Genomic DNA, 13,651 nt, shown 5'->3' on the forward strand with positions numbered 1-13,651 from the left:
TAGACCTCTCGCCATGATCTGGGCGGGGCCGAGGTCCCTCACGGGTGCGCCTTCATCAGCCGATCGATCTCCGCGCGTCTAGGCATCGAGGGAGCTGTTCCCGCCTTGCCGACCGAAAGGGCCGCAGCCGCGCAGGCGAAGCGTGCCGCCTCGAGCGGCTTCATGCCTTCCGCCAATGCGGCTGCGAAGCCGCCGTTGAACGCGTCTCCCGCTCCCGTGGTCTCGACGACCGTCTCGACCGGAAATGCGGGAACGAGGATGGATTCCCGGCCGCTGTGGTACAGGGCTCCCCGCTCGCCGAGGGTGATCAGCGCGACACCCGCGCCGCGCCGCAGGAGGTCGTCGCCGGCTGCTCGGGCCTGTTCGAGGGTATCGACGGGCAGGCCCGTGATCGTCGATGCCTCACTCTCGTTTGGCGTGACGTAATCGCAAAGGCCGTAGAGTCCGTCATCGGCGGATGCCGCAGGTGCCGGATTGAGAATGGTGGTCACGCCGGCTTGCCGCGCGATCTCGAGGCCCCGCCGGGCAGCATCGATCGGCTGCTCGAATTGCGTCATGAAGACCGCCGCCGATCGGATCGCAGTCGCCGCGTCCTCGACATCTTCAATGGTGATCGTGCCGGCCGCGCCGCCATTGACGATGATGGCGTTGTCGCCCGTCTCCGTCGAGACGAAGATGAAGGCTGCACCGGTCGGCTCGCTCTCCATCTGGACGACATAATCCGTGGTGATGCCGTCGGACTTCCAGGTCGCGAGCCCGATATCGGCGAAGGCGTCGCGACCGATTTTGGTGATGAAGGTAACAGGAATTGCGGTTCCGGCTCTCGCCGCCGCGACAGCTTGGTTGGAGCCCTTGCCTCCAGGCCCCAACGCGAACCCCGATCCGAGCAGCGTTTCTCCCATACGGGGCAGGCGGCCTGCCCGGAAGGCAAGATCGGCCACGTAGATCCCGAGGATTACGACTCCTTTTCTGCTGCTGCTCATGCGCCGTACCGGGCTGAGAGGGAACCGGCTTGAAACTGTAATGGGTTATTCCGGTGGGATTACGCCCTTCTTGAGGATGAAACATCCGTAGAAGCGTCGCTCCCCCGTGACCAGAACCGCGTAGGCCTTCTTGGCCCGCGCGTAGAAGGCAAAGCGTTCGATCGAGCCCATCGGCCAGGTGTCGCGTCCTGCGTCGCGGCGCGCCGCCTCGTCGATCTCAGCCTGAACCTCCTGCTGAACGGGCGGCAGATCGGCAGGGTTCCCGACGACCTCCATGCGCTCGACCGCATGCTCGACGAAGCTGTCGAGCGGCATGAGAGAGAGGACCGCACGTATGGCCCGTGCAGCCGTGACGTTCTCCATCCGCAAGAGCTGCCCATATACCGTCTGTCTTGCGACCGAAGCCGCCGGGAAGTTGGTGTCGCAGACCACGAGCTCGTCGCCATGCCCCATGGACCGCAGCACGTACAGGAGGTCGGCGTTGATCGCAGGGTCGATCCGAAGCAGCATAGACCCTCTCCGCAATCCCATGCCGCCGCGGTATTCCCAGTCCGGGTCCCAGTGGCATAGCCAATGATATCCGGCGTCCAACCCATCGGAATCCAATGGATATCGAACGGGAGCGGCGGCTAACTCGTCACCGTACTCAATGCTAAACGAGGCCATGCGCGGTTGGCAACAGCAACATGACCTCGGCCTGAGGAGTACGCAATGCCGGACATCCTGCCGATCTATGGAATTGCAGCAATCCTGTTATGCCGCTGCCCATCTGGCACTCTATCCAGGGGAAGGGGAGGGTTCGGCAACGATGGGTTCCGAACCGAAGTTAGGACGTTATCGCGCAATCGCGGTGGGGCAGGGCAGTGGCCCTCAAGTTCATGTGCAAACTTCTGGATCTACTTGTCTGACCATGCCTTATCCGCGACGGACTTATACGAGCTTCTAAAGGCGCGCCAGGTAGTGTGCCAGCGCGGTGATCTCATCATCGCTGAGTGAGTATGCGACATCAGCCATGGCGGCCATTCCGCCCCCCGATCGAACACCTGACTTGTAGTCACGCAGCGCTTTGACGAGATACTCCTCACGTTGGCTAGCGATGCGCGCAGTCGCTTTTGTACCCACGAACGTGTCGGTGTGGCATGATGCACAGCGGCGGGCTGCCGCGATCCTTGCCCCCGCCTCGGTCAGTGCCGGCTGATCGTCAGGCTCCGCGGGTCGAGGGGGAGACAGCGATGAGAAGTATGCGCCAAGATTACGGATGTCCTCATTGGTGAGTTGCTCGGCGATCGGTTGCATTGCCTCGTTCTTCCGTGTTCCGCTCCGGAAGAAAATCAGCTGCCATTGAACAAAAAGGTCTGGCTGACCGGCCAGCGAAGGCGTTTCCTGGATCTGCGATATTCCGACTTCGCCATGGCAATTCGTACACAGGTCGGCCTTTTCTTTCCCAGCACTGAGGTCAGCAGCTTCGGGCGCCGAACTCGCAAAGCCGATGGCCAGGGCGAGCGGAGCAACAAGCGCGAACGAGCGATAACCCATCTAGGCAATCCAGATGAAAGAAATCTGATAGAGAGCGCTGCGGCCGCTTTAGAAAGCGGCCGCAGATCAATGGCGTGTCACTTGCTATAGCTGATGCGATAAATTGCTCCGGCCCAATCGTCGGAGACGAGGATGGACCCATCTCTGGCCAGAACGATATCGTCGGGTCGACCGAGATAGCTCTGGTCGCCGTCGATCCAACCAGAGGCGAACACTTCCTCCTTGGCGTTCTTGCCATCAGGATCGGCCGTCACTCGCACAATCCGGCCACCTTGATACTTGTGACGGTTCCAGGACCCGTGTTCGGCGATCAGAATGCTGTTCTTGTATTCGGGTGGAAATTGGTCGCCAGTGTAGAACTTCATGCCGAGCGGAGCGACGTGGTCACCAAGGTTCAGCACCGGCGGTGTAAATTCAGAACATTGGTGCCCCATGGCGAATTTCGGATCCGGAATGTTGCCTTGGTGGCAATAGGGATAACCGAAATGTTCGCCTAGTCGCGATATCATATTCAGCTTGTCACTGGGACTGTCATCGCCGAGCCAGTCACGGGCATTTTCGGTGAACCAGTATTTACCGGTTCGTGGATCAATGTCGCCGCCGACGCTGTTCCGGACGCCAAGCGCGACGATCTCGGCGTTGCCGGTTTTTGGATCGATGCGGCGAATTTGTGAGACACTGGTGGGTGGGATCCCGATGTTGAACGGAGGACCGAAGGGCACGTAGAACCAGCCGTCCTTGTCTGCGACCAGATACTTCCAACCGTGCGCTACGTACGGGGGCATGTCGTCATAGACGACCTTGCCCTCGCCGAGATTATCCAAATTGGCTTCCGCATTCTCGTATTTGATAAGCTTATCGATATCGATGACATAGAGCTCGCCATCGAGGACGGCGATACCCGTCGGCATCCTCAGACCCTTGACCACGGTCTTGACCGTTCTCTTGCCGCCTTCATCGCGGATAGCGTAAACATTACCGAGATCGAACGACCCGACGAACAGGGTGCCATTGTTGCCCCACGCCATCTGACGCGCAGCGAGCACGCCGCTCGCGTAGACCTCGATCTTGAAGCCCGGCGGCAGTTTGATTTTCTTGACGAGGTCAGCGAGTTCGGCATCGGAAGCGCCGGTAGGCGGTCCCGCCGGCGGCGTCAGGCCCTTCTGTTCCTCGGTCTCATCACCTAGGAACCAGTCGGGCGGCGGATTATTCCAGAACTCCTTGGTGCCGGACTGATAGCTCTTGAGTCCCTCTGCTGCCGGGGCGCGGTTTGCTCCTGCGACTGCCAGGATTGCTGCAAGTGCCAGTATGGACCGACTGATTGCTCGCCTCATCGGGGCCTCCTCTCGCAGCTTGAAGCCGCGAATGTTCGTTCGATGTTCTGGAGACGAATTCTTTTGATGTTGGCCAGCTGTTTGGCCTGGCAGGCTGCAAATCTATCACATCCTTCGCGCTAAAGAAGTCTCTAACTTGCGGATTAGTTCGTCATTATGACCCAACCGATGTATGGCTTGAACCTCCGGCGCCACCTCGAGTGGATCTTGTCCAACGTCCGGACACAAGGAGACGAGCCTCCGTCGCCTCTCGCAATGCTTGGAGCCCGACTCGAACTCGCGGCGTCCTGACCGCGGCCCTCCAGACCGCGCCCAGTCACATGCTCCCGGGCTCGGCTACCGGGGCAACATGGATAACAGAAGGGGCAGTAATGGATGGTGAAACGGCGATGATTGGGCTGCTTGGAATACAACAGCCTGTTGGTCCGCTTGCTGCTTGTGGCAGATTGGACTTAGTTATTTACCTTGTATTAGGCGGTGAGCACTAACTCATAATTAACGGTTCAGGTCGAGTCTTCGCTAAGGCTTTTCGACTCCAGACGCCGGCATCGCCCTGATGCGCTCCCAGATCAGGTACTGGTCCCGTTCCGCACCGCGATGCCAGGGCTCGGTAGCGCCATCGCGGTTGGTTACCCATCATGTGACCTACGCCGGCGCGCGGTATCGAAAAATTCGGATGCCACGTGTCGGCCAAGGGGCCCGTCGCGCGTCCTTGATGTGAGCTGAGCCAGACGAGGAGGCTGTGTTGCCCATTTCCGATCCTCTCGTGCCGGACATTGTCGCGATAGACGGAGGCCAACGACGTGGATTTCAGCGAGCGCGCTTCAACGGAGGAAACATCATGCGCATAGAACCCTACCTGTTCTTCGATGGACGCTGCGAGGAGGCCATTGAATTCTACCGGCGCACCCTCGGTGCGGAGGTGACGATGCTCATGCGCTTCAGAGATGCGCCGGATCCACCGCCGCCCGGCATGATTGCCCCCGGATCGGAGGACAAGATCATGCATGCATCCCTGCGCATCGGCGACACGAACGTCATGGTCTCCGACGGACGCTGCATGGGGACGCCGAGTTTCCAGGGCGTCTCTCTGTCGCTCACGGTTGCGAACGAGGCGGAGGCCGATCGCGTATTCGCGGCGTTGGCCGATGGCGGGCAGGTCCAGATGCCGCTCGGCAAGACCTTCTTCTCCCCGCGCTTCGGCATGGTCGCAGACCGCTTCGGAGCCGGGTGGATGATTGTCGTGGCGGCCTGACGGCCGCCATATCGTGGATGGGCTTATCTGCTGAAAGGTTGGGGCGACGATGACGAAAAGAGTTCTGCTTCTCCTCGGAACGAAAAAGGGTGCCTTCATCCTGGAAAGCGATGTCGACCGGCGCTCGTGGAAGTTGCGTGGCCCATTCTGCGAGACATGGCCCATGAACCACGTGATCGCCGATCCGGCGACCGGCTCGATCTATGGAGCCGGTGGCAACGAATGGTTCGGCCCGGCCATCTGGAAATCGACCGATCTGGGTATGACCTGGACGCATTCGAGCGAGGGACTCGCCTATGCGGCGGGGGAGCAGCCGATCAAGTCGGTCTGGAGCCTCGCGCCGGGCAATGGCCGGCTCTATGCTGGCGTCGAGCCGGCCGGCCTGTTCCGTAGCGACGATGATGGACTGTCGTGGACGCATGTCGCCGGATTGCAGGATCACCCGTCGCGGCCGGAGTGGAACCCGGGTGGCGGCGGGCTCATCCTGCATTCGCTCGTTCTTCACCCGCAGAAGGACCAGCAGATCTGGGTCGGGATCTCGGCCGCCGGAGTTTTTTATACGGCAGATGGCGGCGAGACCTGGGAAGCGCGCAACCGCGGGACGCGGGCCGATTTCCTCCCCGAGGGGCACAAATACCCCGAGCATGGGCAATGCGTGCACTGCCTCGTCATGGCGCCCGGGATGCCCAACCGGCTCTATCAGCAGAACCACTGCGGCATGTATCGCAGCGATGACGGCGGGCGGCACTGGGAGAGCATCGAGGCCGGTCTGCCATCGAGCTTCGGTTTCCCGGCAGCCGTTCATCCGCGGGATCCCGAACGGCTCTACCTCCTGCCGCTGAACGGCGATATCGCCGGCCGCTTCGTTCCGGAGGGCAGGGCTGCGGTCTGGCACACAGCGAATGGCGGCCGAAGCTGGGTCGCACAGAGCAATGGCCTGCCGCAGGAGAACGCATTCTTCGGCGTGTTGCGGCAAGCAATGGCGACCGACCCGCTGGATCCGGCGGGTGTCTATTTCGGCACGACTTCGGGCACTCTCTACGCCAGCGCGGACGAGGGCAACAGCTGGACCTGCATCGCGCAGCACCTGCCGCTGATCTCGTCCGTGGAAACATTTGTCGTTAATGCATAGGGACCCCGAAACGAGGACTCCGTCATGCTGAGCGAGTCGTTTCCGCAGACGCGTCCGGTCCTGGTCCGGCTCGCTCCTCTCCTCGCGGCCTTGTTTCCGGACGCCGAGCGGAGCGTGGAACTCTCGGCCACGACCGTCGACGAGATGATCGATGCACTGGACACCCGCTGGCCGGGGATGCGCGACCGCATCTGTGACTCGACGCCGGCCATCCGGCGTCACATGAACGTCTTCATCGACGGCAGGCGCGCCACTCTCGAGACACGCCTGGAGCCGGGCGCAGACGTGTTCATTCTGACGGCCATCAGCGGAGGGTAGCCGGCCACGGCCTCGGGGGTAAAGCTCGCCCGACTGTGCGCCTTGGCCCACACATCGGCATGCCTATGCCCGCTCCGATGGCCGATCCGATCTCGGGAGAGCACAGCCGAGATCGGCAATTCGGCACATGCGGCTCGCTGAGAGCGTGTGCAGGTGGATGGGAACCTTGTCCGGACGCCGCCGTTTCGCACCGGATGAAACCGCGTGGCGAAATCCTGACCCATCCCGTCGTCCTCCTCGTCGAGGACGAGCCGCTCGTACGCGTGCTGCAGGTCGACATCCTGCGCGACGCCCAGTTCTGGGTGGTCGAGGCACAGGACGCAGACGAGGCCTTCGACATCCTGAAATCCAGGCCCGAGATCAATGCGGTCCTGACCGACGTGGATATGCCGGGCTCCATCGACGGGTTCGAGTTCGCCCGGCTCGTCCGACAGGGCTGGCCCGAGGTCGGCGTTCTCGTCATCTCCGGGAAGACCTTGCCGGGGCCCGGCGACCTTCCGCCCGGCACATCTTTCCTGCACAAGCCCATCCGGCCGGCCGCCCTCGTCGACGCGCTGCGGCAGGTCATGCCTGCGAAGGCCCTGCCTGTCTGACCTCAGCCTCCACGGCGACGAGGCCCGACGATCTCCTCCGTGAGATCCAGCCGTCGAGGTGCTGAACCGCTTGTTCCCGTGCCATGATGTCGTCGAACACAGGGGCAACCGGAGCGGACCCGTGGTCGAGGTTCGCCCGAGCAGGCGGGAGGTGGTTCGTGAAAAAGGCAGGCGTATTGCTCGGATCGATTGTTCTGGCCGGCCAGTGCTTGGCGCAGGTTCCGGGAATCGAAACCCGTCAGGCACAGCTCATCGGCGCTCACGGCAAGCCGATCGGAACTGTCGTTCTGCGGGGCAGCGCCAATGCCACGATCGTGCGCATCACCGTCGAGCCCGGCGGCCTCGCGCCCGGCTGGCACGGCGTGCATTTTCATATGACGGGCGACTGCTCGGATATCGGCGAGTTCATGCGGGCGCGAGGAATCGTCGACCACGTCGTGAAGAGCCACGGCCTCCTGCACCCCGCCGGGCCACAGGAGGGTGACCTCCCCAATATTTATGCGAATCCGGACGGCTCAGCGAATGCAGAGATGTCCTCGCATGCCGTGAGGATGCTCGGCCAGACGGGTCTCGTGGAGGGCGATGGCTCGGCCCTCGTCATTCATGCCCAGGAGGACGACCATACGAGCCAGCCCTTGGGCAATTCGGGGGCACGGGTCGCTTGTGCGGTGCTGAAGTAACCGTCCGCGGGGTGGTGGCAGTCGTTGGGGCCGCCTCAGAAGAGCGCTTCTCCGGCAAGCAGCCCCAGCACGAGCAGGACGATGAAGATCACCAGGAAGACCCCGAACAGGATTTTCGCGATTTGAGCCGCTCCTGCCGCGACGCCTGAAAATCCGAGCGCGCCCGCAATAAGGGAAATCACGAGAAAAATCAGCGCCCATTTCAGCATGTGACCTCTCCTGCAAGTGCCGGCGCCGAGGCGCCGAGCGGCTCATGGCAGATGCCCTGGATGCGCGCCGATCATTGATCGGAGAGCCTTACGCAAACTCAAGCCGAGATGGGGAGTTCCCATCCTGTCAACAGCGAGCAGCAACCAAGCCGCGGGAAACGCCCCTGCACGCGCGCAATCAGGCCGGATTTACTCTCGGCGTCGGCGGGCTCAGGTGGATGAGATCCTTGACGACTCGCTCGCTCCTGGCAGGGCGAAGTCGCTCTCGTCCTTCAAAGCGACGCCGGATAACTGTCGTGCGAACGCTTGCTCGAGAAGCCATGCGAGCTTGAAAGCGGCTTCATCGAATGCAAGCCCGCCGGGCCGTATGTTCGAAATGCAGTTGCGCTGCGCGTCGGTGCAGCCGACCTTTGGTGCGTAAGTCAGGTAGACGCCGAGGCTATCCGGCGAGGAGAGTCCCGGACGCTCGCCGATCAGCACGACGACGGCGCGTGCGTTCAGCAGAGCCCCGATTTCATCGGCGAGCGCGACCCGCGCCTGAGCGGCCAGCACCACGGGTGCCGCCGACCATCCCGCCTGCCTGATCCGGGGCGTGAAGGCCTCGAGCATTGGCAGGGCCTGGGCGTGGATCGCGGTCGCCGACAGGCCGTCGGCCACCACGATCGCGAGGTCGACGAGGCTGCCGCGCGCCGCCTCCAGAACCGTCCGGCTCTCCGCCGACAGGCGCCGGCCCAGATCCGGGCGGCGCAGATAGATAGCGCGCGAGGGCGCCGCGGAGGCAACCCGAAGAGTCGAGAGGCCGAGACCGGCTACTCGCCTCTGGAGTTCGTCGACATCGAAGGATGTATGGACGGCATCGCGCGCCTGCGCATGAGCCATCGCAAAGCGCAGGACCTCACGGGTCGGGAGGCTCGCACCGGTTCGGCCAAGAGCAATCCGGGCAGGCGTGAGCGCCTTGAGGTTGGCCCATGGCTCGGGCTCGAACGAGGCGGACGCTGTCGTGTCAGATTGGTCGAGAGCCCGGCTCATCCGGCGAGTTCCCGGGACGCTTCGAGCAGGGGATGCGACGGCAGCGGCGGCCGAAGACGCCCGTCAGGCCCGGTGATGCCCATGCGCTGAAGCCAAGCCTCGAACTCCGGCGACCGTTTCAGCCCGAGGACCTCGCGCAGATAGAGCTGATCGTGGAACGAGGTCGATTGGTAGTTCAGCATCACGTCATCGGCGCCCGGCACACCCATCACGTAGGTCACGCCGGCCGTTCCGAGCAGGGTCAGGAGCGTGTCCATGTCGTCCTGATCGGCTTCGGCGTGGTTCGTGTAACAGACGTCGCATCCGAGCGGCACGCCCATCAGCTTGCCGCAGAAATGGTCCTCCAGGCCGGCCCGGATAATCTGCTTGCCGTCGTAGAGATATTCCGGCCCGATGAAGCCTACGACCGTGTTGACGAGCAGCGGATCGAAGTGCCGCGCTACGGCATAGGCCCGGACTTCGAGCGTCTGCTGGTCGACGCCGTGATGGGCGTTAGCCGAAAGCGCCGAGCCTTGACCGGTCTCGAAATACATGACGTTGTCGCCGATGGCGCCGCGCCGCAGGGACCTTGCCGCCGCACGGGCCTCCTGCAGGAGTGCGAGCGTCACGCCGAAAGAAGCGTTTGCCGCCTCGGTGCCTGCGATCGACTGAAAGACGAGATCGACGGGCGCGCCACGCTCCATGACCTGGAGCGAAGTCGTGACATGCGTGAGGACGCAGCCCTGCGTGGGGATGTCGAAACGCCGGATGATCTCGTCGAGCAGCTTCAGCAGATCGGTGATGACGCCGATCGAATCCGACGCCGGGTTGATGCCGATGACGGCATCGCCGCAACCATAGAGCAGCCCGTCCAGGATCGAGGCCGTAATGCCGGCCGGATCGTCGGTGGGATGGTTTGGCTGCAACCGCACCGCCAGCGTGCCGGGCAGTCCAATCGTGTTGTTGAAGCGCGTCGTCACGCGGCACTTGCGTGCAGTGAGAATCAGATCCTGGTTGCGCATGATCTTGGAGACTGCAGCCGCCATTTCGGGCGTGATGCCAGGTGCGATCGCGGCGAGAGTGGCACTGTCGGCTTGGTCCGACAGGAGCCAATCCCGGAAGCTGCCGACGGTGTGATGGGAGACTGGTGCGAAGGCGCGCCGATCGTGCGTATCGAGGATCAGGCGCGTGACCTCGTCGGCCTCGTAGGGGATCAGCGATTCCGCCAGAAAAGTCTGCAAGGGGATGTCAGCCAGGCACATTCGCGCCGCAACATTCTCCTCGGCGGATCCCGCCGCAATTCCCGCCAGCATGTCCCCCGAGCGGATCGGCGTCGCCTTGGCCATCAGGTCGCGCAGATCGGAGAACAGCCAAGTGTGGGCGCCGATCATGTGCCGATAGGCCAAAGGATTCTCCTTGGGCGCGTCGAAGTTCTGCTATGCATCGGCGGGCAGGGCAACCACTGGGCCTTGGCGATCCCGCCCGCAGGACGATGCAGCAGGCCGGCGCCGATAAACCTGTAACGATGCACCTGCGAGAGCCCCACCCGCCAGAGGCGGGTAGGGTGGTTCACACATCAGGCGCGCCCTATCCGCGGGCGCGAGACCGGATCATGAAGTTGTCGAAGGTATATTCCGCGACCTGGAACCAGAGATATTCCTCGTTCCGGAAGTCGCGCAGGCTCGTGTACATCTTCTTGAAATCAGGGTTCTTGGCCGAAATCTCGTCATAGAGCTCGTTCGACACTTTCAGGGCCGCTTCCATGACGTCATGAGGGAAGGGCCGAAGCTGGGCACCGTTGCCGACCAGGCGCCGCAGGGCGGCCGGATTGCGGGCATCGTATTTAGCGAGCATGTCCATGCCGGCACGGGCGGCTGCGTCCTCGACGATGCCTTTGTAGTGTTTGGGCAGCTCTTCCCATTTGCCCTTCGCGAACCAGAAGTGGACCGTCGGCCCGCCCTCCCAGAAGCCTGGATAGTAGTAGAAGGGCGCGACCTTGGCGAAGCCGAGCTTCTCGTCGTCGTAGGGCCCGACCCACTCCGCAGCGTCGATTGTCCCGCGCTCGAGCGCCGGATAGATGTCGCCGCCGGCAATCTGCTGCGGCACGACGCCGAGTTTGGCCATCACCTGCCCGGCAATGCCCGCGATGCGGAATTTCAGGCCCTGCAGGTCGGCCGTGCTCTTGATTTCCTTGCGGAACCAGCCGCCCATCTGCGTGCCCGTGTTGCCTCCGGGGATGGCGTGGACATTAAACTTGCCGAGGAACTCGTTGACGAGCTCATTGCCGCCCGCCTGGCTGAGCCATGCGGTTTTCTGGCGGGCGTTCAGGCCGAAGGGGATGTCGGCAAAGACCGCGAAGGTCGGATCCTTGCCGACGTAGTAATACCCGGGTCCGTGGATCATCTCGACGGTGCCGTTGCTGACGGCGTCGAAGGCCTGGAAGGTGCCGACGATCTCTCCCGCTGCGAAAGGCTGGATCTGGAACCTGCCGTCGGTTGCCTCCGAGACGTATTTCGAGAAGGCCTCGCTGGCGCCATACAGCGTGTCGAGCGACTTCGGAAAGGTCGAAGACAGCCGCCAGCGGAGATCCGGCATGGATTGCGCGATGGCTGGCTTGGCGACTGCCCCTGTTGCGACCGCCGCTCCTGCGGCCGTCAAGAAATCACGGCGTTTCATAGGTCTCCTCCAGGTCCCCTCGTCGTTCCGAGGCGGATCCCGCAGAAGAAAGCATCGGGACGGAGTGTCGACAAGCCCGAATGTGCGATGGGGAGAGAGCCTTTGGGCAGCTTGGTCGAGGCATTTGCAGAGGAAGGGGGCGGGGGCCTCCACGACCAAGGAGTTGTTCGTCCGGCGCGTTCTTCCTGCCGTCCATTCGTTCCCTGATCCACGGATGCCGGGTTCCGATTATGTGGGTGCGGAGACCTGGGACGGAGGCTTCCGAGCATTGCGTCGGGATGTGCGTCGGTCACGCACCGGGCGGTAGCGCCAACCAAGATGGCGCGAATGTACACGCGAGATCCCGGATTGCCCAATCAGTCAGATGATCGCTTGTTGAAGATCAGGTCAAGTGCCTAAAGGCGCTGGAAGCGGAGAACGCCAAGTTGCGCCGGGTCGTGTCTGATCTCACCCTCGAAAAGATGATCCTGAAAGAGGCTGCGAAGGGAAACTTCTAAGCCCCGCCCGCCGTCGCGCCTGCGTGGATCATGTGAGGGCTGAACTGGGCCTGTCCGAGAGACGGGTCTGCCGGGTTCGCGGCCAGCGCCGGTCCACCCAGAGCAAGATCCCGACAACACCCGAGGATGAGGCGGCCCTGAGCGCCGACATCATCGCGCTTGCTCTTCAGTACGGCCGTTATGGCTACCGGCGTATCACCGCTCTCCTGCGAGAAGCCAGCTGGCGGGTGAGCAAGAAGCGGGTCTGGCAGCGGGAGGGGCTCAAAGTGCCGCAAAAGCAACCGAAGAAAGGGCGGCTCCGGTGCAACGCTGGATCCTGCATCCGGGGTTGATAGAGGCGGGCACGGTTGTTGTGGGGGTGGGGCTGTCGCGTCATCGCAGCGCTGCGTGCGCGTCAGCCGTGGCCCGCTGTGACGTGAGAGCGGGTTCAGTCGTGAGATCACGATGATCACGGGCCGTCGCGATCTCTGGTGAGCTCACCTATGGCTCTTCACCATTGGGTTCGTTCTGCCAATTTGGAGTGTCGATTCCAGGTGCGGAACGGTCGCGAGTGGCCTGGACCTCGTCCAAGATGCGCAGGGCTTTGTTGCGGCGCGACAGGGCCCGCCGCTCATAACGGTCAAGCTTGGCGAGCTGGTCCCAGTCCCGTCCGCGCTGTCTCGCCTGCTGAACGCTGGTCTTGTGTAAGGCCTGAGCCTGAGTGAGAGCATCGTTCCACTGCTTCACAGTTCCCTTTACCGTTCTCTTGAGCTGACGGCCGGCCTTCGATAGCGGAGGGCGGGTCTTAGATGCCTTGGTTTTCGATAATGGCGGAACCTTCGCGAGGGCATCGAGCCACTGCTCCACGGCTTCGTTCAGAATGGCTCCTGGGTCAACGAAGCCTGGGTCTTGGACGCGCAAGAATGCTATTGGCAGCGCATCTTCCGGCGGAAGCGTTGGCTCGACCCCTAACTCTTGCGCCAGGCCCTCGAGCAGGAGCGTCTTGGCGTGACGGGCGCGCAGGACATCCAGTGCTGCCTCCGCGACGTGCAGTGCGGCCTGCCTGACAACAAGATCATCAGCCGCTTCTCCGGCCAGGGCCTGTGCCAATTGGGCGATGTCCGGCGCAAGTTCGGGACGGGCTGCCGAGGGGATCGCCAGACCGTGCTTGACGGCATTGCGCCGGGACTGGGCTTTGCCGGCCTCCGTGCGCGGGCCCGTGCTGCGCCGCGCATTGTGCTGGTTGGCGGTGATTTTCTGGGACGACGGCATCGCGAAATGGTGGTGGATCCAGGCGGTGGGCCCGTCAGGGCACGTCGATGATGTCTTCGCAGGCGGTGCGCAGCCGGCGCGCAACAGCATCGCGACGGCGCTCGATCTTCGCGAGCACCTTGTGCCGGCGGGCATCGGCGCTGGCGATCATCCGATCCATGCGCTCCACCTGACCAAGC

The 13,651-nt window shown here is 62.9% G+C and carries 14 protein-coding genes and 1 pseudogene; 6 read left to right on the forward strand and 9 right to left on the reverse strand.

Features of this window, described 5'->3' with window-relative positions; translation table 11 throughout:
* Positions 1–38: 38 nt before the first annotated feature.
* The 4 genes from rbsK to BN1233_RS33590 form a co-directional block, all read right to left on the reverse strand.
* Entirely contained in the window at positions 39–983 is a 945-nt protein-coding gene (gene rbsK / locus BN1233_RS33575; protein WP_046867950.1) for a ribokinase, read from the reverse strand.
* Between the two features lie 45 nt (positions 984–1,028).
* Entirely contained in the window at positions 1,029–1,493 is a 465-nt protein-coding gene (locus tag BN1233_RS33580) for an RbsD/FucU family protein (protein ID WP_046867951.1), read from the reverse strand.
* Between the two features lie 432 nt (positions 1,494–1,925).
* Positions 1,926–2,519 (reverse strand): c-type cytochrome, encoded by a 594-nt coding sequence (locus BN1233_RS33585; protein WP_046867952.1) that lies wholly within the window; start codon positions 2,517–2,519, stop codon positions 1,926–1,928.
* A 77-nt stretch (positions 2,520–2,596) separates the two neighbouring features.
* The gene (locus tag BN1233_RS33590) at positions 2,597–3,853 is read right to left on the reverse strand and encodes a PQQ-dependent sugar dehydrogenase (protein WP_046867953.1); all 1,257 of its coding nucleotides are present in this window, start codon (positions 3,851–3,853) and stop codon (positions 2,597–2,599) included.
* An 841-nt stretch (positions 3,854–4,694) separates the two neighbouring features.
* Between BN1233_RS33590 and BN1233_RS33595 the strand changes: the two genes are divergently transcribed.
* The 5 genes from BN1233_RS33595 to BN1233_RS33615 all read left to right on the forward strand — a co-directional run bounded on the left by BN1233_RS33595 (position 4,695) and on the right by BN1233_RS33615 (position 7,831).
* Entirely contained in the window at positions 4,695–5,108 is a 414-nt protein-coding gene (locus BN1233_RS33595; RefSeq protein ID WP_046868040.1) for a VOC family protein, read from the forward strand.
* A gap of 49 nt (positions 5,109–5,157) precedes the next feature.
* A complete protein-coding gene (locus tag BN1233_RS33600) occupies positions 5,158–6,240 on the forward strand; it encodes a WD40/YVTN/BNR-like repeat-containing protein (protein ID WP_046867954.1) in 1,083 nt (360 codons plus the stop codon).
* Positions 6,241–6,264: 24 nt separating this feature from the next.
* Positions 6,265–6,558 (forward strand): MoaD/ThiS family protein, encoded by a 294-nt coding sequence (locus BN1233_RS33605; RefSeq protein ID WP_046867955.1) that lies wholly within the window; start codon positions 6,265–6,267, stop codon positions 6,556–6,558.
* Between the two features lie 194 nt (positions 6,559–6,752).
* A complete protein-coding gene (locus BN1233_RS33610) occupies positions 6,753–7,151 on the forward strand; it encodes a response regulator (protein ID WP_046867956.1) in 399 nt (132 codons plus the stop codon).
* Positions 7,152–7,309: 158 nt separating this feature from the next.
* Positions 7,310–7,831 carry a superoxide dismutase family protein gene (locus BN1233_RS33615; RefSeq protein ID WP_052764044.1) on the forward strand — a complete coding sequence of 174 codons (522 nt, stop codon included), beginning with the start codon at positions 7,310–7,312 and terminating at the stop codon, positions 7,829–7,831.
* Positions 7,832–7,866: 35 nt separating this feature from the next.
* On the opposite strand, the gene BN1233_RS45270 is transcribed toward BN1233_RS33615, so the two are convergent.
* The 4 genes from BN1233_RS45270 to BN1233_RS33635 all read right to left on the reverse strand — a co-directional run bounded on the left by BN1233_RS45270 (position 7,867) and on the right by BN1233_RS33635 (position 11,724).
* Positions 7,867–8,040, reverse strand: a complete 174-nt coding sequence (locus BN1233_RS45270) for a DUF1328 domain-containing protein (RefSeq protein ID WP_046867957.1) — start codon at positions 8,038–8,040, stop codon at positions 7,867–7,869.
* A gap of 210 nt (positions 8,041–8,250) precedes the next feature.
* On the reverse strand, positions 8,251–9,069 hold the full coding sequence (gene eutC / locus BN1233_RS33625; RefSeq protein ID WP_046867958.1) for an ethanolamine ammonia-lyase subunit EutC: 819 nt from the start codon (positions 9,067–9,069) through the stop codon (positions 8,251–8,253).
* The gene (locus BN1233_RS33630; protein ID WP_046867959.1) at positions 9,066–10,454 is read right to left on the reverse strand and encodes an ethanolamine ammonia-lyase subunit EutB; all 1,389 of its coding nucleotides are present in this window, start codon (positions 10,452–10,454) and stop codon (positions 9,066–9,068) included. Before BN1233_RS33630 ends, eutC begins: the two co-directional genes overlap by 4 nt.
* A 181-nt stretch (positions 10,455–10,635) precedes the next feature.
* Entirely contained in the window at positions 10,636–11,724 is a 1,089-nt protein-coding gene (locus BN1233_RS33635; RefSeq protein WP_046867960.1) for a TRAP transporter substrate-binding protein, read from the reverse strand.
* Positions 11,725–12,095: 371 nt separating this feature from the next.
* Here BN1233_RS33635 and BN1233_RS46280 point away from each other — a divergent pair.
* Positions 12,096–12,547, forward strand: a pseudogene (locus BN1233_RS46280) (IS3 family transposase); the annotation flags it as partial.
* A gap of 154 nt (positions 12,548–12,701) precedes the next feature.
* Here BN1233_RS46280 and BN1233_RS33645 read toward each other — a convergent pair.
* A complete protein-coding gene (locus tag BN1233_RS33645; RefSeq protein ID WP_046867961.1) occupies positions 12,702–13,472 on the reverse strand; it encodes a hypothetical protein in 771 nt (256 codons plus the stop codon).
* Between the last annotated feature and the right edge of the window lie 179 nt (positions 13,473–13,651).

This window comes from Microvirga massiliensis, from assembly GCF_001006805.1.
GTDB lineage: Bacteria > Pseudomonadota > Alphaproteobacteria > Rhizobiales > Beijerinckiaceae > Microvirga > Microvirga massiliensis.

Coding starts and splice junctions, on each gene's coding strand:
- eutC (WP_046867958.1), bottom strand. CDS start 9,069: ATGAGCCGGGCTCTCGACCAATCTGACACGACAGCGTCCGCCTCGTTC.
- BN1233_RS33585 (WP_046867952.1), bottom strand. CDS start 2,519: ATGGGTTATCGCTCGTTCGCGCTTGTTGCTCCGCTCGCCCTGGCCATC.
- BN1233_RS33605 (WP_046867955.1), top strand. CDS start 6,265: ATGCTGAGCGAGTCGTTTCCGCAGACGCGTCCGGTCCTGGTCCGGCTC.
- BN1233_RS33580 (WP_046867951.1), bottom strand. CDS start 1,493: ATGCTGCTTCGGATCGACCCTGCGATCAACGCCGACCTCCTGTACGTG.
- BN1233_RS33635 (WP_046867960.1), bottom strand. CDS start 11,724: ATGAAACGCCGTGATTTCTTGACGGCCGCAGGAGCGGCGGTCGCAACA.
- rbsK (WP_046867950.1), bottom strand. CDS start 983: ATGAGCAGCAGCAGAAAAGGAGTCGTAATCCTCGGGATCTACGTGGCC.
- BN1233_RS33595 (WP_046868040.1), top strand. CDS start 4,695: ATGCGCATAGAACCCTACCTGTTCTTCGATGGACGCTGCGAGGAGGCC.
- BN1233_RS33610 (WP_046867956.1), top strand. CDS start 6,753: ATGAAACCGCGTGGCGAAATCCTGACCCATCCCGTCGTCCTCCTCGTC.
- BN1233_RS33645 (WP_046867961.1), bottom strand. CDS start 13,472: ATGCCGTCGTCCCAGAAAATCACCGCCAACCAGCACAATGCGCGGCGC.
- BN1233_RS33590 (WP_046867953.1), bottom strand. CDS start 3,853: ATGAGGCGAGCAATCAGTCGGTCCATACTGGCACTTGCAGCAATCCTG.
- BN1233_RS33600 (WP_046867954.1), top strand. CDS start 5,158: ATGACGAAAAGAGTTCTGCTTCTCCTCGGAACGAAAAAGGGTGCCTTC.
- BN1233_RS45270 (WP_046867957.1), bottom strand. CDS start 8,040: ATGCTGAAATGGGCGCTGATTTTTCTCGTGATTTCCCTTATTGCGGGC.